This window comes from [Pantoea] beijingensis (genome assembly GCF_022647505.1).
Lineage (GTDB): Bacteria > Pseudomonadota > Gammaproteobacteria > Enterobacterales > Enterobacteriaceae > Erwinia > Erwinia beijingensis.
The window spans coordinates 2,007,119-2,027,045 of record NZ_CP071409.1; the positions used below are offsets into that span (position 1 = coordinate 2,007,119).

19 protein-coding genes are annotated in these 19,927 nt (G+C 48.3%); 12 read left to right on the top strand and 7 right to left on the bottom strand.

The window, feature by feature from the left end:
• Nucleotides 1-11: 11 nt before the first annotated feature.
• From uspE to ogt, 3 genes are all read right to left on the bottom strand, one after another.
• Nucleotides 12-962: a universal stress protein UspE gene (gene uspE / locus J1C60_RS09015; protein WP_128174523.1), complete on the bottom strand. Its 951-nt coding sequence runs from the start codon at nucleotides 960-962 to the stop codon at nucleotides 12-14.
• A 126-nt stretch (nucleotides 963-1,088) separates the two neighbouring features.
• Nucleotides 1,089-1,835 (bottom strand): FNR family transcription factor, encoded by a 747-nt coding sequence (locus J1C60_RS09020; RefSeq protein WP_128174521.1) that lies wholly within the window; start codon nucleotides 1,833-1,835, stop codon nucleotides 1,089-1,091.
• A 296-nt stretch (nucleotides 1,836-2,131) separates the two neighbouring features.
• Nucleotides 2,132-2,644, bottom strand: a complete 513-nt coding sequence (gene ogt / locus J1C60_RS09025; protein ID WP_128175046.1) for a methylated-DNA--[protein]-cysteine S-methyltransferase — start codon at nucleotides 2,642-2,644, stop codon at nucleotides 2,132-2,134.
• Between the two features lie 170 nt (nucleotides 2,645-2,814).
• Here ogt and J1C60_RS09030 point away from each other — a divergent pair, with 170 nt between their 5' ends.
• Both J1C60_RS09030 and smrA read left to right on the top strand, forming a co-directional pair.
• Nucleotides 2,815-3,108, top strand: coding sequence for a hypothetical protein (locus J1C60_RS09030; protein ID WP_128174519.1), 294 nt, complete (start codon nucleotides 2,815-2,817; stop codon nucleotides 3,106-3,108).
• Between the two features lie 237 nt (nucleotides 3,109-3,345).
• Nucleotides 3,346-3,921 carry a DNA endonuclease SmrA gene (smrA, locus tag J1C60_RS09035; RefSeq protein ID WP_128174517.1) on the top strand — a complete coding sequence of 192 codons (576 nt, stop codon included), beginning with the start codon at nucleotides 3,346-3,348 and terminating at the stop codon, nucleotides 3,919-3,921.
• A 90-nt stretch (nucleotides 3,922-4,011) separates the two neighbouring features.
• On the opposite strand, the gene J1C60_RS09040 is transcribed toward smrA, so the two are convergent.
• Nucleotides 4,012-4,935: a LysR substrate-binding domain-containing protein gene (locus tag J1C60_RS09040; RefSeq protein WP_128174515.1), complete on the bottom strand. Its 924-nt coding sequence runs from the start codon at nucleotides 4,933-4,935 to the stop codon at nucleotides 4,012-4,014.
• 242 nt (nucleotides 4,936-5,177) lie between these two features.
• On the opposite strand from J1C60_RS09040, the gene hglS reads away from it, so the two are divergent.
• Nucleotides 5,178-6,524, top strand: a complete 1,347-nt coding sequence (hglS, locus tag J1C60_RS09045; RefSeq protein ID WP_128174513.1) for a 2-oxoadipate dioxygenase/decarboxylase HglS — start codon at nucleotides 5,178-5,180, stop codon at nucleotides 6,522-6,524.
• Between the two features lie 46 nt (nucleotides 6,525-6,570).
• Here the strand turns inward: hglS and J1C60_RS09050 are convergent, their stop codons facing one another.
• Nucleotides 6,571-7,005 carry a DoxX family protein gene (locus J1C60_RS09050; RefSeq protein ID WP_128174511.1) on the bottom strand — a complete coding sequence of 145 codons (435 nt, stop codon included), beginning with the start codon at nucleotides 7,003-7,005 and terminating at the stop codon, nucleotides 6,571-6,573.
• Between the two features lie 299 nt (nucleotides 7,006-7,304).
• Complete coding sequence (gene pepT / locus J1C60_RS09055) at nucleotides 7,305-8,531, bottom strand: peptidase T (RefSeq protein ID WP_128174509.1); 1,227 nt, start codon at nucleotides 8,529-8,531, stop codon at nucleotides 7,305-7,307.
• 193 nt (nucleotides 8,532-8,724) lie between these two features.
• Between pepT and J1C60_RS09060 the strand changes: the two genes are divergently transcribed.
• Nucleotides 8,725-10,317, top strand: a complete 1,593-nt coding sequence (locus J1C60_RS09060; RefSeq protein ID WP_128175044.1) for an ABC transporter substrate-binding protein — start codon at nucleotides 8,725-8,727, stop codon at nucleotides 10,315-10,317.
• A gap of 237 nt (nucleotides 10,318-10,554) precedes the next feature.
• Nucleotides 10,555-10,890, top strand: coding sequence for a YegP family protein (locus tag J1C60_RS09065; protein WP_128174507.1), 336 nt, complete (start codon nucleotides 10,555-10,557; stop codon nucleotides 10,888-10,890).
• A 137-nt stretch (nucleotides 10,891-11,027) separates the two neighbouring features.
• Here J1C60_RS09065 and J1C60_RS09070 read toward each other — a convergent pair whose 3' ends face one another.
• Nucleotides 11,028-11,681, bottom strand: a complete 654-nt coding sequence (locus J1C60_RS09070) for a TetR/AcrR family transcriptional regulator (RefSeq protein WP_128174505.1) — start codon at nucleotides 11,679-11,681, stop codon at nucleotides 11,028-11,030.
• Between the two features lie 316 nt (nucleotides 11,682-11,997).
• Here J1C60_RS09070 and bhsA (J1C60_RS09075) point away from each other — a divergent pair, with 316 nt between their 5' ends.
• The 7 genes from bhsA (J1C60_RS09075) (at nucleotide 11,998) to J1C60_RS09105 (ending at nucleotide 19,921) form a co-directional block, all read left to right on the top strand.
• Nucleotides 11,998-12,252 (top strand): multiple stress resistance protein BhsA, encoded by a 255-nt coding sequence (gene bhsA, locus J1C60_RS09075; protein ID WP_128174503.1) that lies wholly within the window; start codon nucleotides 11,998-12,000, stop codon nucleotides 12,250-12,252.
• 54 nt (nucleotides 12,253-12,306) lie between these two features.
• On the top strand, nucleotides 12,307-12,564 hold the full coding sequence (gene bhsA / locus J1C60_RS09080) for a multiple stress resistance protein BhsA (protein ID WP_128174501.1): 258 nt from the start codon (nucleotides 12,307-12,309) through the stop codon (nucleotides 12,562-12,564).
• A gap of 273 nt (nucleotides 12,565-12,837) precedes the next feature.
• Complete coding sequence (locus J1C60_RS09085; RefSeq protein WP_128174499.1) at nucleotides 12,838-14,079, top strand: MFS transporter; 1,242 nt, start codon at nucleotides 12,838-12,840, stop codon at nucleotides 14,077-14,079.
• A 54-nt stretch (nucleotides 14,080-14,133) separates the two neighbouring features.
• Nucleotides 14,134-15,258 carry a LuxE/PaaK family acyltransferase gene (locus tag J1C60_RS09090; protein WP_128174497.1) on the top strand — a complete coding sequence of 375 codons (1,125 nt, stop codon included), beginning with the start codon at nucleotides 14,134-14,136 and terminating at the stop codon, nucleotides 15,256-15,258.
• Between the two features lies 1 nt (nucleotide 15,259).
• On the top strand, nucleotides 15,260-17,668 hold the full coding sequence (locus tag J1C60_RS09095; protein WP_128174495.1) for an acyl-CoA reductase: 2,409 nt from the start codon (nucleotides 15,260-15,262) through the stop codon (nucleotides 17,666-17,668).
• Nucleotides 17,669-17,703: 35 nt separating this feature from the next.
• Nucleotides 17,704-19,020 (top strand): phenylacetate--CoA ligase family protein, encoded by a 1,317-nt coding sequence (locus J1C60_RS09100; protein WP_128174493.1) that lies wholly within the window; start codon nucleotides 17,704-17,706, stop codon nucleotides 19,018-19,020.
• Nucleotides 19,021-19,027: 7 nt separating this feature from the next.
• The gene (locus J1C60_RS09105; RefSeq protein WP_235859141.1) at nucleotides 19,028-19,921 is read left to right on the top strand and encodes a GNAT family N-acetyltransferase; all 894 of its coding nucleotides are present in this window, start codon (nucleotides 19,028-19,030) and stop codon (nucleotides 19,919-19,921) included.
• Nucleotides 19,922-19,927 lie beyond the last annotated feature (6 nt).

The window sequence follows — 19,927 nt, forward strand, 5'->3', positions numbered from 1 at the left end:
TGAACCTGGTATCAATCGTCTTCATCATCATCTAACTCAACCTGGGTTTCAAACCCGTCAGGTTTGATGACTAACAGGTCACATCGCAAATGATCGATAACCTGCTCGGCGGTATTTCCTAAAAATGCTGCTGAAATTCCGGTGCGACCGATGGTGCCCAGCACCACAATACCGGCATCAAGGTGCTCAGCAAGCTCAGGAATCACTTCTTCAGGTAGCCCTTTTTTCACATGGGTAAACTTCTCGTCCATACTGAATTTTTGCCGCAGCGCTTTCATTGCTACCAGGTGTTGGCCCCGGATAGCATCGTTATAGATGCTGGGATCAAAATCAGGTAACTCTATGGCAATATTAATCGGCGTAACAGGATAGGCACCCACCAGATGAACTTCTGTATGGTTCACCATATCCGCGAGTTCGATGGTTTCTTTTATCAATTTTTGATTGAGAGAATCATGGTGAGGTTCTTCGCTGGCGAGGTTAACCGCAACGACGGCTTTACCGCCTTCCGGCCAGGGTTGATCTTTGACCATCCACACCGGGCAAGGGCATTTCCGTAACAGATGCCAATCAGTTGGCGTGAAAATCACCGCTTCGAGCCGATCATGCTGATGCGCCATTTTCAAGACCAGATCGTGTCCGCCTGTTAACACTTCCTGGATAATGGCTTCAAAAGGCCGATTATGCCAGACGACTTTGATATCAATATCCACTCCCGCTTCTAAGTATGCATTGGCCTGTTCGCGGATCCATTCGGTACGCTGGCTAATTACACCTTTGCGCATATTGGTGCGCTCATCCGGCGAGAGTAGGGTGGTCATTTCATAGGAGAAATCATAAATCGGCAGGAATGCTTTGATTTTTCCGCCAATTCGCTGATTGAGGTACACCGCACGGCGCAGTGCGGGCTGGTCATCCTGCTGAGGGTCGATGGCAACGAGTATATTTTGATACTTAACCATAACGGCTTCTCCTTACACCTGAGCGTGTCAGGTTAAAGATAGCCCAATACAGGGAAAGGAAAAAGAGAAAAAGTTGTTGCCGGATCAATAAAATAACAATTATTTCTCCGGCATTCTTTCAGGCGATTAATGGCTCTGACCAGCCAGTTCAGCCAGAATCTGATGATCTTCAATAGTGATATACTTGCCTTGTACCGCCAGCATGCCACTTTTCTGGAAGCGACCGAGTAAACGGCTAATGGTTTCTACCGTCAGTCCGAGGTAGTTACCAATATCACCGCGAGTCATGGTCAGACGAAATTCACGCTGCGAAAAACCACGCTGGCCAAAGCGGCGGGAGAGGTTCCATATAAAAGCAGCCAGGCGCTCTTCTGCATTTTTCTTCGACAGCAGCAGGATCATATCCTGATCGCCTTTAATTTCCCCACTCATCAAACGCATCATTTGCTGACGTAGACTGGGCATTTTGCCGGAAAGATCGTCCAGGGTTTCAAACGGTATCTCGCACACCATTGCTGTTTCCAGCGCCTGGGCAAAGCTGGGATGATGGGCGGCACTTATGGCATCAAATCCGACCAGGTCACCGGCCAGATGAAAGCCCGTAATTTGCTCATCACCCTGTTCTGTGATGGTGTAACTTTTGATAGTCCCGGACCGTATAGCATAAAGCGATTTCAGTTCATCACCCGCTTTAAACAGCGTCTGGCCTTTTTGAATTGGTTTTTTACGCTCAATGATATTATCCAACTGGTCCAGTTCATGCTCATTCAGAGTGAAGGGAATACACAGCTGGCTGATGCTACAATCCTGGCAGTGGATGGCGCAACCACCAGATTGGATACGTCGAATAGTTGTTCGCTTTTCCGGGATCATAATTTTACACTCAGGCATGAATTGACTAAGGTCAATTTTAACATTTTTTAGCTATAAAAATAAACTTGTCAGATGAGTTTTAGGCACATAAAGGTTAAGGATGCCTTTTTTTGATGATATCCTTTTGATTCTTATGAAAAACATAGCCATTCCTGAGGTGGAGAAGTGCGATAATACACTATCGTTATCGGTTTTTTAGTTGCCTGCAGGATGTTTCACTTTAGATGATAAAAGTCAAAACGCCCATGTATGTCAGGCGTGCGACACCAGTGATAAAGCGATGCTGCGGTAAAAAATTATATCAACAGATAACCTTCATGTTTTAACAGCCACTCTTTACGTTTTACCCCGCCTGCATAGCCGGTGAGGGTACCATTGGCACCAATAACGCGATGACAGGGTACCACGACGCTGATGGGGTTAGCGCCATTCGCGGCACCTACCGCGCGAGCAGCACCAGGCCTGCCTAATTTAGTCGCCATTTCGCCATAGCGCATAACACTGCCGCAGGGTATCTCTCGCAACATTTTCCATACTTCACGCTGGAAGTCCGTTCCATTCGTTGCAACGGGAAGCTGTTGAATAACAGCCAAATCCCCCTCAAAATAGCGTGATAATTGCGCGCTCAATCCACCAGCATTCTTTAACCGCCGTAAGCGAAAGCCTTGTGCGGCATAGTGAATATGAAGTAAACGCATGATGCGTTCGTGGTATTCATCCCATTCGACGGCACGCAGATGTTGCTGTTCATCGCTAATAATCACTAATTTACCCAGAGGAGTTTCGATACTGTCTTCGAGTAATGTCATCGCCATCATGTGCGCAGTCCTTTTCGTCAGAATAGTAGTCATGCCAGAATTTCAGGGTTATGGTAGCGACGCCACCGGATTTGTCACATTGCGCCATTTTTTAATAAAGGTCGGTAGAAACAACTGACATGCGCTACGCTGTCAAATTATCACCCAGAGTGGACCATAGAATGAAAAATGAAAAAGAAATCTCAATCAATGAATTTACTGATAACGAAAAAATTCTTATTGAACAGCAGGTTCAACTGTTGGTAACCAAATTGGGGAAACAGCCGGATGCAAAGCAGCTTAAAGAATTGACGAAAGAAGCAAAACGTCTGGTTATGAAGGAGAGACTGGCAAAAGAGAAGGCTAATCCCCCCAAGGTTCCACGTAAGCCAAAAGCGAAAAAAATACCCGCCAGCGACGTTAAAGATTTTAGTTGGTCAAACTCAATTAAGCAGGCCGCTCCGCGGCGTAAGTAGCGATAAATTGGGTATATTTAGATTATCGATCCCATATTTATCGCTGACAATGCTTCAATTCCGATAAGGTAATGCGGATTTTTGCTTTTTCATTTTCAGAGGGACGATTAGGCATCCTGATGCTGAAAAAGTCGATTTTTAACGTTTTTGTTCGCTTTGGCATCGGTATTACGGTGCGGTAGACTTGCCTGATTGCATTACATTCATTGATCTACACGTTTCAGTTAAGAGGTGCTTATGAACCTTGGTGATCTTGATGATAAAGATCTGTTCCGTGACGCCATGGGCGATGTCAAGCCGTTGGAAGAGTGTGCCAGCGTACACTGGCTAAAATCGCCTTCACTGGTGGTTAGCAGCGTAAAAACGCCACAGGATCAAACTGAAAACTTTCTTGTCGAAGGTTTCCTCGATGTGCTGCCGCTAAGCGAGCCGCTTGAATTTAAAGCTGAGGGGATCCAGCAGGGCGTTTTGGACAAGTTGCGTCTGGGCAAATATGAGCTGGATGCCAGTCTCAACCTGCTGAGACAACCTATCAAAAACTGTCGTCAGTTACTGTTTACTTTTATGCTTCAGGCAAGGAAAGATAATCTTCGCAACCTTCTGATTATTCATGGAAAAGGGCTCCACGATAAATCACATGCCAACATTATCCGTAGCCATCTTAACCGCTGGCTAAGGCAGTTTGATGATGTACAAACGTTTTGTATCGCTCAATCCTGGCATGGTGGCAGCGGCGCGATTTATGTAGGAATGCGCAAAACGGAGCAGGCAAGACAGGATAACCGTGAACGTCACGCCAAACGTAGTCGTTAAAACGCCTGCTTTTGGGGGCGTAAATAGTCTCCACGGCTTATGTTCCGCCCTGAGTCATCCGGACGCGGAACATAAGGCTGTGTCGTCATTTCATCCGGAATGACATTTACGTATCGTCGCGAGCAAAATCTCCGTGCTCAGACAATGTTGGGTGCCTGAACGGGTTACAATTCCGACAGGTTCTCCCGGCCCATGTGAGGCGATAGGTAAGGCGACCAGTGAATTATGCAAGAGGTCTTCTTTGATCGCGCCCGACGGTACAAACCAGACATAATCATAGCGCTGCGCGAGTTGACGTGCCAGCGACGTAGACGAGGTTTCAATACAGTTCGCGGGCAACGAACAGCCCTGTGCATCCATCATGGATTGTGCAATTCGCCGTGGAGCAGTGCCTTCAGGTGAGATTACAACGGGCCATTGCAATGCCCGTGATAAGGTGACGTTGTCACTTAATAATGGATGATTAGGACGTACTACCAGCCTGAGCGATTCAAGGAACAGGAGCTCATAAGTTAGTCCCGCCATCATGTCGGTATCCCCCATCCGACCAATGCCGACGTCAAACTCGCCGGCTTTCAAGCCTGCCAGCAGAACGTTGTTATGTAAGGTCGCAACTTGCACGGTAGCCTGCGGTTGCAGCTGATGAAAACGATCGAGGATAGAAGGCAGCATTCCCATCGCTGCGGTGGTTAGGGCCCCCACACGCAAAATAACCGGGCGGTCGCCGATAGGACTACTGAACGACTGGCCGGCATGGTTGAGCGCATCAAGCACTTTTACTGCGTGCGTTAAGAATTGTTCGCCCATCGTGGTCAGTTGCGCTCCTAAGCGCCCACGTTCAAACAGGCGGGCACCCGTCAATTCCTCCAGTTCATTTAGCGTCTTTGATAACGCAGGTTGACTAAGGCTTAGCGTCTCTGCCGCGCGACCCAGCGTACCTTGCTGTGCAACTGCGACAAAGGTATGAAGATGGCGCAATCGAATGCGCTGATTAAAAACGTAATTTTTATTCATACTTTAGGTTAGTGAGGTCTGAAGAGGCGAAGCAAGAGGCAGTTATTGAATTTGTTAACCTTATTGCAAATTTTTGTTAACATTCTCGCGGATTGTATAAAATATCCCCAATAATGAAACTGTTAGTGGGGTTAAAAAACTTATGGTTGATGCCGCGATCACAAATTTAACAAAATATTTCCCAGATAACTGACAATACCTTACATTTGCAGCAACCCGTAAAGTGAGTAAAGGCGATCAAAATGAGTGAACAAAACAGGAAGTGGGTCCATGCAGATGACATTCGCGAACGTTTTTCGCAGGCAATGTCGACCATGTATCAGCAAGAAGTGCCGCAGTACGGTGTATTATTATCGTTAGTTGCTGAGGTTAACCAGCAGATATTGGAAAGCGATCCTCTACTGGCCACCCGTCTGAATCAGGCTGGCGATCTGGCGCGCCTTAGTGTTGAACGTCATGGCGCTATCCGAGTCGGTACCGCCGAGGAACTCAGCACATTACGCCAGTTGTTCGCCATTATGGGCATGCATCCTGTGGGGTATTATGATTTGTCACAAGCTGGTGTACCCGTACATTCAACGGCATTTCGTCCAACAACGCCAGCGGCCTTAAAACGTAACCCGTTTCGTCTATTCACCTCATTGCTGCGGCTGGATCTGATCGAAGATGACACATTACGTCAGCGTGCTGCAGACATCCTCTCCGCAAGAGATATTTTTACGCCACGTTGCCGTGAGTTGATAAAATTACATCAACTGCAGGGTGGGCTCGATGCCGCGCAGGTGGAAGAATTTGTTACGCAATCGCTGGAAACCTTTCGCTGGCACCAACAAACGACGGTGGACAGCGAAACCTATCAGGCGTTGCACCAACAACATCGTCTGATTGCAGATGTTGTCTGTTTTCCCGGATGCCATATTAACCACCTTACGCCACGTACGCTGGACATCGATCGTGTTCAGGCATTAATGCCGCAGTATGGCATCACGCCCAAAGCCATTATTGAAGGACCACCGCGCCGGACAGTTCCCGTTTTGCTGCGGCAAACCAGCTTTAAGGCGCTGGATGAACCTGTCAGATTTAGCGATGACCATCCCGGGACGCATACCGCACGCTTTGGGGAAATTGAACAGCGCGGCGTCGCACTAACGCATAAAGGCCGCGAACTTTACGACCGTCTGCTAGCCGCCGCAGGGAGCGGAAAGGAGAATCAGCAGCACCAAGACCATTTGTCCAGCGTTTTTACTGAATTTCCCGATGATGATGTGACATTACGTCAGCAACAACTGGCATGGTATGAATATGCGCTGACAGAAAAAGGGAAAAGCAGGGGGATAGCGGTGGGTGAAGATGTGGAAGTTTTAATTGCCGAGGGATATCTGGTCGCCAATCCACTGGTGTATGAGGATTTCCTACCCGTCAGCGCGGCGGGTATTTTCCAGTCAAATCTGGGGGATAATCAGGCATCCTCACAGGGACGCGCCAGCCGTGAGGAGTTTGAAGCTGCACTTGGCGCTGTGGTACAGGATGAAATTGCGCTGTATGCCGCGCACGAGTATGCCAGTAAACAAAGCTGTGGATTAGTATAGACGAACGGGCGGGTAGCGATACCCGCCCGTTCAGCATTTAGAGATGCTACTGCCAGCGAGGATTGCGTATTAACGTATATCTACCGGCCCCCAGCAGCATGATGGCCACGCTACCGAAGAAATAGAGAGCTTCTGTTTCTAACGCCCAGGCACCCACGTTAGTACGTGACCAGAAAGCGCCAGTCTGCACCAGCAAAGTGGCTATTGCGATATTGACCGCAATGACAAAAGCTGCCGGACGGGTTAACAGACCGATGATAATCATCACGGGTGCAACAATTTCTCCGATGTAAGCGCCGTAGGCAATAAATGCAGGCAGTTCATGAGCGGCTAATAACTTGGCAATCCAGCCGACGCCATTCTGTATCTTGGCTTCGCCATGAAAAATCAGCAAAATACCAAACGTTAACCGTAAAAATAACTTGCCCAAATTGGGATGATCAAACAGACGCGAAAATCCGTTATTTACCGCACTAAACATCGTAATTCCTTCAATCTCAGATTGGCATTCGGCTGCATTATGTAAATTCTTATGGCTTTTTTATACTCAATTTCTTTGATGAAGTCGTTCAGTATATTTATGAACTACATAATCACGCGACGCGCTTGGGGAGAAGAGGCGGAACATCCTTAATGTTCGATATTGCAATCGCTAAAGTTCAACAGGACATCACGGTTACATCGCTGGCGAAGAAATTCTTTGCGCAAATTGATGCAGCGTGAAGTCAGAGTCAAAGACATTAATGTGATGGCAGCCCACCAGACTGCCGACACTGAGGATTACTTTGCCGCCAATAAGCAGAGTTTTTCTGCCACCAGATACGATTTGACAAATGAGGGTATCGGTAAAAACTCGAACCTGGAGTGAAAGTTGTGAGCACCAGTAAAGAAGTTTGGTGTCAGTAATCCTTTTGCGGATAGCGCTGCGCCGTCAGTACCCCCACGCATCGGTATCACCTTTGGCTCAATATCCAACGCTTCCAATGCGGTAAAAATCAAATCGATAGCGCGGCGGTCATCAGTAATGGCATTGCTGATATTGCTGTAGGTATCGCTAAGGGTAAATTCCACCCGGCCGGAGGGGTATCGCGCGGCAATTTCTTCAGCTACTTCGGCAATACGTTGTTTACGCTGCTCAAACGTAGCCAAATCGAAATCGCGAATTGATGCTTTCAGACGGGCTTCATTCGCGTTGGCAGTGATATCATTAAACCAGGTGTAACCTTCGCGACCCTCCGTGTTTTCCGGGGTTTCCAGCCGGCTAAACTGGCTTATAAAATCATGGGCCATTAGCAGAGGGTTCACCAGTACGCCTTTCGCTGACATCGGGTGCGCAGTCACGCCAGTAAAACGAATATCTGCGGCAGCGGCATTAAAATTTTCATAAACCACTTCACCCAGTTCGCAGCAATCAATGGTCCAGGCAAAATCAACATTAAAGCGTGATTGCACATCCAGTGCTTTCGCACCGCGCAAACCGATCTCTTCATCGGGTACAAATGCCACCACGATATCGCCATGTTTGCCGCTGAGATTTTCCATCAGCGTCATCACGACGGTAACCGCTGCCTTGTTATCTGCACCCAATACGCTAGTACCGTCGCTAAAAATGATCTCTTGCCCCTTATAGGCAAGAATTTCAGGATGTTCGCTGGTACGCAGCCAAATATCCTGAGTTTTATTCAGACAAAGATCATCGCCCTCGAAACGCAGTGTTTGTGGGTGGATATGCGGCGAAAGTCCAACATCGACCGTATCAATATGGGTAATAAAACCGATGCGCGGTGCGGCAGGGCAATTACCGGGTTTTACTGCGGTCACCGTCGCATTCTGGTCAATAACCACCTCCTGGAGCCCCATTTCTCGCAATTCATCGGCAAGCATTTTCGCCATTGCATGCTGCTCAGGCGTGCTTGGCAAGGTGGTTGCTGTTGCATCGCTCTGGCTGGTGACGGCCAAATAGCGATAAAAGCGGGTCGTAAGCTGGTTAACCAAATCCCGTGACATAACCGTTCCTTTCAGTGTTGGGGATGTTCATTTGTTATACGTACCGACTCCGTCGTTAAATGGCAACCTGTTTTATTGTCTTCTTGAAGCAGCTCACTAATACTTTGAAGGAAAAGAGTGTTATTAATGAGAGGAATATTACTTTTTATTACGTATAGCAGTATCAGCACTTAGCGAGGACGCGGGGATGGAAATGAAAAAACCGGTTACACGATTTGCGCTGGCGGCGCTAACGTTAGCGCTGGCATCAACAGCATCAGCCAAAGCATTGGTGTTCTGCTCAGAGGGTTCGCCGGAAAACTTCAACCCACAAATATACACATCCGGCACCAGCGTTGACGCCAGCGCCGTACCAATCTTCAACCGATTAGTCGATTTTAAAACGGGCACCACTGAGCTTCAGCCCAGCCTGGCGGAAAGCTGGGATATCAGCACGGATGGAACGGAATATACCTTTCATCTTCGTAAAGGGGTCAAGTTTCACAGCAATAAAAACTTCAGACCCGGGCGTGATTTTAATGCCGACGATGTGATTTTTTCTTTTATGCGGCAGAAAGACCCCAATAACCCGTATCACGCTATCTCGGGTGGCGTGTACGCTAACTTTGAAAGCCTTGAGTTTGGCTCGTTAATTAAAAACATTGAGAAGGTGGACGACAATACCGTCCGCTTCACGCTATCACATGCAGAGGCACCTTTCCTCGCTGATTTAGCGTGGTATTTCGCCTCAATACACTCTGCAGAATATGCGGATGCCATGTTGAAAGCAGGGACACCTGAGAAGGTGGATATGGAACCGATTGGTACCGGTCCGTTCGAGTTGGCACAATATCAGAAAGATTCACGAATTCTCTATCGGGCATTTCCCGCTTACTGGCAAGGGAAAGCAAAACTGGATCGTATCGTTTTTTCGATCACGCCTGACGCCTCAGTGCGCTATGCAAAGTTGGAAAAAAATGAGTGCCAGGTGATGCCGTTCCCCAATCCGGCCGATCTTAAGCGCATGCGGCAAAACAACGATGTGGCGCTGATGCAAAAAGCCGGGCTGAATACTGGTTTTCTTGCCTTTAACACCCAAAAAGCACCGTTTGATAATGTCAAAGTGCGTCAGGCGTTGACCATGGCGATTAATAAACCCGCGATTATTGATGCAGTATTCCAGGGAACCGGCACGGTGGCTAAGAATATATTACCGCCTGATGTCTGGAGTGCTGATCGGGACCTCAAGGATTATGAGTATGCGCCGGAACAGGCGAAAAAACTGCTGAAAGAGGCTGGCTTAGCGCAGGGAACCACCATCGATCTGTGGGCTATGCCGGTGCAGCGCCCTTATAATCCGAATGCCCGACGCATGGCCGAAATGATTCAGGCTGATTGGGCAAAAGTTGGTGTAAAAGCCAACATTATTAGCTTCGAATGGGGGGAATATCTGAAGCGCGTCAGAAACGGTGAACACCAGGCTGCGCTAATGGGCTGGACTACTGCAACCGGCGATCCGGATAACTTCTTTGGGCCGCTGTTTAGCTGCACGTCGGCGGAAGGGGGATCTAACTCATCTAAATGGTGTTACAAACCGTTTGAAGCAGTGATTACTGAGGCCCGCGCCGAGCAGGATCACAATAAACGCGTCGCGCTTTATCTGCAGGCTCAACAGATCATGCATGAGCAGGCTCCGGCGGTAATGATCGCACATTCAACGATTTTCGAGCCGGTGCGTAAGGACGTCTCCGGTTATGAAATTGATCCTTTCGGCAAGCATATTTTCTATCAGGTTGATGTGAAGTAGCGTTCTTCCGGCGTGCCGGACGCGGAGAAAGAGGTGTCCGGCATATTTTGATGGCGCATTTGACGATTTCCCGTTTAGCATCAACACTTGAAGGCGAATTAACACCTATCAGGAAAGCGTTTATCGCAAGTTATACGCTAACGTTGCAGGTGCCTTAGCCGTACGCACAGATGAGTGGGTGCTGCGGTCTTCCTGCTTGTACATTCCGTTATTTTTCTCACTGCAGGAGCAATAATTATGAGTGCAAAATACGAAATTTTCAGCGGTAAAAACGGGCAATTTTATTTCCGACTTAAAGCCGGCAATGGTGAGGTGATCTTATCCAGCGAAGGTTATGTCAGCAAATCTGGCTGCCAGAATGGTATTGATTCTGTTAAAAAACACGCCGCTAATGATAACAATTACCACCGGCTGGAAGCGAACAACGGTGCACCTTACTTCACGTTAAAAGCAGCCAACCATCAGGTGATTGGTCAAAGTGAAATGTACAGCTCAACCCAGGCCCGTGATAAGGGCATCGAATCGGTACAGAAAAATGGGCCGACAGCAACGGTAGCGGATTTGACTGAATGACGTTTAGTGCGCGTGAGCGATTGATGCCTTAATACGCGTCGGGTCGCAGTATGCGATCCGGCGTGTTATAGTTTTTCGTGACAGGAGAGTAAACAGCGTAGAGTTAACCGTCACTTTTCCGTCCATTCCATCGGGTATTAATCCGTGGTTGTGGCAGTCATTTGACTTAACGTTGGCCACAAATGCAGCACGGTATCAACAATCTCATCCAGCTCGCCGCACGTCGCGCCTTCACGCGCACGCACCGACATCCCCTGAAGCACGCAGGATAAATAACGCGATATCGCTTTCACATCAGCTTCAGGCAGCAGTTCATTCTGTTGCTGGCGATGAAGTAAAAACTCATACAGGGTCGTTTCCTGCAGGTTATGGCGGGCGCGCAGCATTTCGGCGACTTCACCGGAAGATGATGAAAGCGCGGTTGATGTACAGATGAAAAAGCAACCAGCGGGTTTCTTACCATCGGTAAAACAAGCGGCCGTTGTACGAAAATAGTTTTCTATTCCCTGTACCACCGTTCTCTCAGGGCAGGCGAGTTCTGCTTTACGCAGCTCAGCAAACTTTTCGATATAACGATTCATCGCCGCGCGGAACAGGCCTTCTTTATTCTCAAACTCAGCATAAAGCGTTGGCGCTTTTGCGCCGGTGGCTTCCACCAAATCAGATAATGACGTGGCTTCGTAGCCATGAGCCCAGAACAGTTCGAGGGCTTTATCAAGAGCGGTTTCACGATCGAAAAGTTTCGGTCTTCCCCGGCCTTTTTTCACACAAACATCCTGATTGATAGTCATATGACCTCACTTTACCTCTTACAACACCTAAATTAAATTACCGATCATTATAAAAATAATCAAGCCTCACGAGTGCATAGCGGGATCCACGTCTAAAAACAGTTCGGATACCAGGGGCATTACGGCGTTGAAATGAACTTTAAAATTGTACGGATAAAAATTTAAATCCAGATAAATCATCATGATACCAATTAAATTAACGATCATTAAAAAATAATATTGACGGCAGGTGCGGGAGAGGTTTAGCATTTAGTTATCGATCGTTAACTTAATAACGACGCAGACAACCGATTAACCGAATTTAGAGAGATTAGACATGAAAAACGTAAAAGCATCAATCGCAGCCGCCACCCTGATCGCTATGTCATTTGGAACATTTGCCGCTGAACAAGTTTCAAGTGAGCCACAACAACAGCACAAAATTGGCGTGGTATCTGCCAACAGTAACAACCTTGATTCACTGGTAGCGCAGCTGAATGAGAAAGCCGATGCGGCAGGTGCTAAATCTTTCCGTATCACCTCCGCTGCTGGCCAGAACCTGTTACACGGAACAGCAGTGATTTATCAGTAAGCTGCCATTAACAAATTCAACATTAAAAATTAAATTAAAAATTAGGTGAATATCATGAAAAACATTAAATCTGCTGTTATCGCTCTGGTACTGAGTAGTGTTTCGTTTGCTGGTTTTGCTGCTCAGGAAGTGAACTCCGCTCCGGCGGATCAACAAAAAATTGGCGTCATCAGCGCAACTGGCAGCAGTAATTTGTCTTCGCTGGAAAACCAACTGGCCGTGAAAGCTGAGGCGGCAGGCGCAAAGTCTTTCCGCATCACTTCGACCTCTGGTCGGAACAATCTACATGGCACAGCGGTAATCTATAACTAAGTGCCAGTCAGCGTTAAAAGGCACCGTCAATCAGTAATGATCGACGGTGCTTTTTTTTATAGCGGGGACAGAATCCTTCTAGCCGGAAATACCATAATCTTGACCAGCGCCGTTGTGAGCAAGTTATCAGATAATTATTATATTACACATTGAAACACTATCCGATCCTGCGTTACATGTTGTTGATGTAATTCCATTTACTTTAAATAAAAACCACACATATAGTGTGGTATTGTAAGTTCATGGTATTGTTAAGAGCTAAGACAAGGATATATGTTTAGTTCATTACTCCCGATTTCATCGCGGCATGCACTGATATTCTGCCTACTGCTTTCGCTGTTTGAGTTATTAACCTATGCAGGCAGCGACGTTGTCATGCCTGGCATGTTGTCCGTCGTTTCCGATTTACATGCTGGACCTAATTATGTGCCGTGGTCGCTTAATGCTTACCTGCTTGGTGGGGTTGCTTTCCAGTGGCTTATTGGTCCGCTGTCCGACCGATTTGGTCGTCGTCCGTTATTGCTTTTTGGTTGCGCCCTTTATACGTTTTCATGCTTTATCACGCCTTGGGTGAGCGATATTAATCTGTTTACCATGTTGCGTTTTATTCAGGGAATAGGGCTGGGGTTTGTGGTGACGGTCAGTTATCCGGCTCTTCAGGAAGGTTTCAATGAGTCCAATGCTATACGCCTGATTGCTATTTTTTCTAATATTGCTTTGCTTTCACCATTATTTGGCCCGCTGGCGGGCAGTTTCCTGCTCTCCTTTATGACATGGCGTGAGCTTTTTATCATTATTGCCATGCTTGCAGCGCTGAGTTGGTTCGGATTATTGCTCTTTATGCCCGAAACGATCGGTATAACACGTAACGATGGCAGCAGAATAGCACCGCAGCCGCTCTGCCTTCGGGCCATTGCTCGTGTCTACGGAGGATTATTAAACAACAGGCGATTTATGTCCGGCAGTACTGCGCTTGGCTTGTCTGGACTCCCGTTGATGGCATGGATAGCGCTTTCTCCTTTATTGCTGGTGCACAACCTGGGCATGAGCATGATGGAATATGCTGTGTGGCAATTACCTGTATTTGGTTCGCTGATTGCGGGAAATATCGTTCTGAATATCATTGCCGAACGCATTAGCATTGAACGGATTTTAACATTGTCACTCTATCCTGTTTTTTCAGGTCTAGCGTTGTCACTGATTACAACTTTATTTTTTAACCATATTAGTGCACTGGTTATAGGGATGGCGATTTACGCCTTTGGTTTGGGTATATGCAACACGACATTATATCGGCTTACTTTATTTTCCTGTAATGATGGTAAAGGTGCAGTCTCCGCCATGATGGGAATGATATCGGTTGCTATTTTTGGATTAGGTGGCGCTTTACTGGCCGCATTGGGTGCGGGTAATAGTCTCCATGCTTATATCATTTCCGTTTTTTTTCCTGGACTGATATCGGTATGCCTGATTATTTATATTTTTAGCGAGCGAGGGGCGCACAAACAGCGTTAACAAACTACATAGGTTGGTAATCAACGGACATTTTTACTAAGGAAGGATAGCGGAATGAATATTTCAGGCGTTAATGCTCTTTGTGCAATGACGCATCCTTATCAAAAGGATACTTATACAGATAGGCTCTTTGATATCGCGATGCGTGAAATCGTCGCCTTTCACGTCGAGAATACAGCGGGTTACTCGAAATGGCTGGCTCACCATGGCATCAGAGCAGATGCATCGAATATTACATCCTGGCATCAAGTTCCCCCGGTTTTTGCCAACTATTTCAAAAAAAACTTGCTGTTAAGCCAGTCCGGTTATGATGCATTAGAACTTACCTCCTCAGGTACTAGCGGTCAAAAAAGTCGGATGCGTTATGATGAACGCAGCATATCTGCGGCCCAAGGAATGGTTGACCATATCTTTCGTTATTATGGCTGGGAAACGCCCGATATTCCTTGCAATTACCTCCTGCTGAGTTACGAACCGCTCGATGTCATAACACTCGGGACAGCTTATACCGATCAGTTTCTGTGTAAGTATGCTCCTGTCAATCGAGTAGCTTATGCGCTCAGACAGACTGGTAAAGGCCATGAATTCGATCCTTTTGGTGTGATTCGCGCTCTGCAAGAGTTTGCTGAGGAAGGTTTGCCGGTTCGGATTCTGGGTTTCCCGGCATTTATGTGGTTTGTACTCGAACGCATGCGTGAAATGCGCTTGCCCTGGCTCAATTTACATCCTGAATCTTTGACTTTTTTTGGCGGCGGCTGGAAAACACATGCCGACGTGGAAATTTCTAAACGTGAATTCTATGCTCGCCTTAATGAGCAACTCGGAATAGCAGATATTCGCTGCCGGGATGGGTATGGTTCTGTGGAGCATTGTGTTCCGTACGTTGAGTGCAGCCAGCATCATTTTCATCTTCCGGTCTATGCCCGCGCATGGATACGTGACACCCGCACATTTGAAGTAAGAGATTACGGTCAGCGTGGTTTTATCCAGTTCGTTTCCCCCTATATCACTTCCTGCCCGGCCCACAGCATCGTGATGAGCGATCTTGCAACACTCCATCGTGGGGATGAATGTCACTGTGAGTTGCAAACTGACTGGTTCGATCTGATTGGGCGCGCCAGCAATCAAAACGCACGGAGCTGCGCACTGGCTGCCTCTGAGCTGATTCAGGAGAAATAATATGTATCTTATTCAGGGAACAGTGTATTCAACATTGTCGTCGGAACAGCTCATCGCCTTATTAACCGCCGATCTCAACGACACACTGAGTCAGCCTCTTCGGACTGAAATCTTACTATCCTGTGCCGAGCAGTTTGTCAGACAGTTGCAAAACGCCACTTTTTTACCCGAGTTGGATGTTGCATCGCGGATTGAAATCTGCCAGTTTTGCCAACCAAAGGCCTTACGTACAAAGCTTGAACACGAGCTGGGCGATAGTCCATTCTCACTTCGCCGCCCTGACTATCAAATGCCTCGATTCGAGAGCTGGCGCCCGTTGGGCGTTGTCGTGCATATCACACCCGCCAATGCAGAATTACTTCCTTTTTTCGCCGTAATCGAGAGTTTACTGGTTGGTAACATTAACTGGCTGCGCCTGAGTTCCAGCGAACAGGGGCTAACACTTCAACTGCTTAAGGCGTTCATCCACTGTGATAGTTCGGGGGAATTGGTGCGGTTTATTGCCGTTGTACCTGTGGCAACTCATGATCTTCCCTTGCTGCTGCGCTACGCTGATGGCGTTTCTGCCTGGGGAGGGGATGTTGCGCTTGATGCCATTCGTCAGCAGTTACCGGGAGGATGTCGCTGGATCCCCTGGGGACATAAAATCAGTTTTGCCTGGTTAATGCCGGATGCTGTCAATGCATCGGTTCTGGAGGCACTCGCTGATGAGATCTGCCGATTTGACCAGATGGCCTGTTCCAGCCCACAAATCGTATTTGTGGATACCGAAGAAAGGTCAACGCTACAGGATATCGGATCCCAACTGGCGCAGGCGATGCAAAACCGACATTCACAATGGCAACCGGTGATTCCGGATGAAAAAGCGGCTGCCGATATAACCAGCATGCTCGCATTCTCTCAGCTGGATACGATTTTTGCCGACGCCGGTAATGATTTCTGGGTAGGTGAGGGCTGGCGCATCATTCTGCAACTCACGACAGCAATGGAACCTTCACCCCTGTATCGCACAATTTTGCTGCGCCCTTTGCCGAGACAAAAACTGATTCCGACACTGCGTATCTGGCGAACACACTTGCAAACCTGCGGTCTGGCTGCCAGCGAACCTGATATTGTGCCTCTTAGCCAACTGTTATTGGCGGCTGGCGTGAGTCGAATCACCGGAATTTCTGGCATGCATGAGAGTTACAGCGGCGAACCGCATGATGGTATGTATGCGCTGAGTCAGCTTGCCCGTCGCGTCTCCGTCACCCTGAATGCGGATATGCTGCCACGACAGGTTTCACTTGATTTCAATCCGCCCCCCCCCGTATTGCCTGCTCTTCAACCTATTATGGACAACGCTGCATTTCTTAATGGTTCTATACAGCCGGATGCCCAGCTCTTCTTTCGCAGCGGGGGGAGCAGCGGCGTACCTAAACTCGCCGGTTTTACTTACCGTGATTATCACCTTCAGATGGCGTCAGCCGCCGCCGGTTTATTTGCCGCAGGCCTGGACCCGGCTAAAGACAAAGTGCTGAACCTGATGTATGCCGGCAATCTTTATGGCGGTTTGCTGAGTTTCTTCACCGTGCTCGAAAAAATGGGCACCACACACTATCCAATGGGCGGACCGCACGATGACGATTATGGCAACATCGCCCGCATTATTGTGAGTCAGGGCATCGATACCCTCGTCGGCATGCCAAGCACCTTATATCAGCTATTTAAACGGGAAGAGGCTTTGCTGCGTCACTATGGTGGTATTCGGAAGCTGATGCTGGGAGGTGAACATATGGGCATTTCCCAGCGTGAATATATTCGCGAATTTGGTGTGAAAACTATTCGTTCGGCACTCTATGGTTCGGTTGATGCCGGCCCCCTGGGACACGCGTGCAGTGCGAGCCCTGAGGGTGTTTTCCATCTAATGACGGATATTCAGTGGCTGGAAATTGTTGATGCTGAATGTGACGAACCCGTCGCACCTGGCCTTGCGGGTCGTCTGTTATTTACCTCAATCGCGCGAGAAGGTCAGAATATTATTCGTTATGACATTGGGGATACCGGGCGTTGGGTTGAAGGAAAATGCCGTTGTGGTGCCCTTAGTCCTCGTTTCGAACTATTAGGCCGTCACGGCCATCTTGTGCGTATCGGCACAATGTTTATCCAGCCACAGCATCTGGCAACGCTGGCTGCTGTGCCCGTGCAGATGATCCTTGAGCACAATCCTGAGAGTGGGCTGGAGCGCATACGCTTGCTGGCAGAAGGCGATGTGGAGCAGGTGAAACAGAGAGTGTGCGCAGACCCGGAACTGGCAATGGCGCTGGAGGCGGAATTACTGGAATTTCAGGTGATAAGTCGATCGTTTGTACAGTTTGAGCGCCATCCGCAAAGCGGTAAAACTCCGCTGGTGATTGATATACGCCATTAAGTCACTGCTTTGTAAATTATAGGGATATTTTGAACATGACCACGCCGATTAATAATCACGATTCTGTGCCATATTTTCCTTATCCAAACGCTGGCGAACAAACATTCCGTCTGGAACAATTGGTGAATACGGCCCGTTGCTATTCCCCGTGGTACCGCCAGCATTTCCGTCATCTACCGATGAACGGGTGGAAAATCGCTGACCTGCCAATAATCAATCCTGAAGAGTACTGGACGGGAAATTGCGGACTGGAAAGCTGGCCTGTACTGACTCAACCCGTGAGCGAAGGCATTGTATTTAAGACCGGCGGGACGACCGGCGGAGGTAAATTATCTGTCTATACCCGCCATGAGTGGCGTACTTTCATTACCAGCTTCGGTCGTAGCCTATCCAGCCAACTATTGCCTGGTGCACGAGTCGCCAATTTGTTTTTCGCAGGCGATCTTTACGCCAGTTTTTTATTCATCCATGGTGCACTTTCGCACATGGAAATCCCCGTGTGCGAATACCCCTTCACCGGGGCGATTCAATCATCGACGCTCACCGAACAGATAGCTTTGCACGGGATCACGGTACTGGCAGGCGTTCCGGCAACCTTGCTTCGCTATGCAACTGAACTGGCGGATCAGAATCTTCAGCTACCGGCTATCTCTACCATTCTGTACGGTAGCGAAAGTGTTTTTACCGAGCAGTTACAGCAACTTGCGGTCGCTTTTCCCAAAGCGCGAGTGACTTCGATAGGCTGTGCCAGCGTAGATGCCGGGTTGATTGGTGCCAGCACGCGTGATTGTCTTCCGGGTGAACATCGGGTGTTTGAACCAGAGACGATTGTCGAGATCATTGATGAGGCGACGGGCGAGGCTGTTGATGAGAACGATCGTACCGGCATGCTGGTGGTCACAAATCTAACGCGTATGCTGATGCCACTAATTCGTTATCCAACTGGTGATATGGCCGCCTGGCGTGAGCCTCCTGGAGGCCCGGGCCGTAAATTTGTTTTACAGGGACGTAGTAGCCTTGGTTATCGTTTGCGGGTGGGATATGCCTCACTTTTCCCCGATGAGATTGGCGCGTTTATCAGTGAAACGGTGGGTAACTGCCACTGGCAGCTCCTGATAGAGAACCATAGCCGTTGCGATTATCTTACGTTACGCATCGCAATAGCCGGCAATCAGTTGCTTGCCGAAAGACTACTAATGGTATTAGCGGAAAAGGATCATGCTATTGCAGAAATGATCGAAGCCAGGGAGATCTTCTTTCACGTTGAATGGTGTGGACAAGCCGATCTTATCCTCAATCCCCGAACGGGAAAATTACAACGCGTCATCGATAAACGTGATTATCGCGTGTAAGGGGATTATGGATATGATCATCAGGGCTTTTCAGGAGAGGGACGCGGAGAGCATTACTGCGCTGTTTCAGCTCGTTTACGGGGGCCGTTACGTTTATCCTGATATCTATCATCCCGCGATGATTTGCTATCGCAATACTCAGGGATACTGGCATGGCGCGGTGGCCGAACTGCACGATAGTATCGTCGGCCATGCGGCGTTATTACCCTGTCCGGGGAAAGAAAAAATCGCAGAACTGGCAATGTGCGTGGTTCATCCATCCGTCAGGAATCGAGGTGTGGTGACCTCACTGGGAAAATATTTATGTCGTAAGGCGGATAAATTGGGGTTGGACACGTTGACTATGAAAATGGTATCCAGCCATACATACACGCAACGACTGGCCAAAGCACTGGGTTTTCACTCGACAGCATTGCTCCGGGATTATGTGTTTTCGCCTTTTGAGCCGGAAGGAAGAGAGAGCGTGATCCTCGGCGTATTACCGCTTCAACCACGGCCTGTTCCACTTAGCGTGTTGGATTATCAGCATGATGGCTGGCCTGCGTTATTGGCTGAAAAGTTTGGTGTAACGCAACAACTTACCCCCGGGACGAGGTCAATACCTGCCGTCAAGCGCGTTGTGAGCGAGGAGCGTCTGGATATTACGCTGACTAATCTGTCGTTAGCAACGCTATCAGAGATCGCTTTGCTCCCAATCAATCGGGTCATTTATTTATATGTGCGTATTGATGCGGCGAGCTTTTCGCTGCTCCCATATTTATACCGGGATGGTTACAGGGATATGGGATTAGCCCCCGCGGAAAATGGGCAGTGGTTTTGGCTGCTTGAACGGGGTTATACCCCGAAAAAGCTTGAGATGTGTTGCCCGATCGCCAGTGCCCTGCAAGAGGGGAACATCTAATCAGGC

Bases quoted from the DNA above. Each gene is read 5' to 3' on its own strand.
- J1C60_RS09065 (WP_128174507.1), top strand. From the start codon at position 10,555: ATGAGTGCAAAATACGAAATTTTCAGCGGTAAAAACGGGCAATTTTAT.
- bhsA (WP_128174503.1), top strand. From the start codon at position 11,998: ATGAAAAACGTAAAAGCATCAATCGCAGCCGCCACCCTGATCGCTATG.
- J1C60_RS09105 (WP_235859141.1), top strand. From the start codon at position 19,028: ATGGATATGATCATCAGGGCTTTTCAGGAGAGGGACGCGGAGAGCATT.
- J1C60_RS09040 (WP_128174515.1), bottom strand. From the start codon at position 4,935: ATGAATAAAAATTACGTTTTTAATCAGCGCATTCGATTGCGCCATCTT.
- J1C60_RS09060 (WP_128175044.1), top strand. From the start codon at position 8,725: ATGAAAAAACCGGTTACACGATTTGCGCTGGCGGCGCTAACGTTAGCG.
- smrA (WP_128174517.1), top strand. From the start codon at position 3,346: ATGAACCTTGGTGATCTTGATGATAAAGATCTGTTCCGTGACGCCATG.
- uspE (WP_128174523.1), bottom strand. From the start codon at position 962: ATGGTTAAGTATCAAAATATACTCGTTGCCATCGACCCTCAGCAGGAT.
- J1C60_RS09050 (WP_128174511.1), bottom strand. From the start codon at position 7,005: ATGTTTAGTGCGGTAAATAACGGATTTTCGCGTCTGTTTGATCATCCC.
- J1C60_RS09095 (WP_128174495.1), top strand. From the start codon at position 15,260: ATGTATCTTATTCAGGGAACAGTGTATTCAACATTGTCGTCGGAACAG.
- J1C60_RS09100 (WP_128174493.1), top strand. From the start codon at position 17,704: ATGACCACGCCGATTAATAATCACGATTCTGTGCCATATTTTCCTTAT.
- ogt (WP_128175046.1), bottom strand. From the start codon at position 2,644: ATGACATTACTCGAAGACAGTATCGAAACTCCTCTGGGTAAATTAGTG.
- J1C60_RS09070 (WP_128174505.1), bottom strand. From the start codon at position 11,681: ATGACTATCAATCAGGATGTTTGTGTGAAAAAAGGCCGGGGAAGACCG.
- J1C60_RS09020 (WP_128174521.1), bottom strand. From the start codon at position 1,835: ATGATCCCGGAAAAGCGAACAACTATTCGACGTATCCAATCTGGTGGT.
- J1C60_RS09090 (WP_128174497.1), top strand. From the start codon at position 14,134: ATGAATATTTCAGGCGTTAATGCTCTTTGTGCAATGACGCATCCTTAT.
- pepT (WP_128174509.1), bottom strand. From the start codon at position 8,531: ATGTCACGGGATTTGGTTAACCAGCTTACGACCCGCTTTTATCGCTAT.
- bhsA (WP_128174501.1), top strand. From the start codon at position 12,307: ATGAAAAACATTAAATCTGCTGTTATCGCTCTGGTACTGAGTAGTGTT.
- J1C60_RS09030 (WP_128174519.1), top strand. From the start codon at position 2,815: ATGAAAAATGAAAAAGAAATCTCAATCAATGAATTTACTGATAACGAA.
- J1C60_RS09085 (WP_128174499.1), top strand. From the start codon at position 12,838: ATGTTTAGTTCATTACTCCCGATTTCATCGCGGCATGCACTGATATTC.
- hglS (WP_128174513.1), top strand. From the start codon at position 5,178: ATGAGTGAACAAAACAGGAAGTGGGTCCATGCAGATGACATTCGCGAA.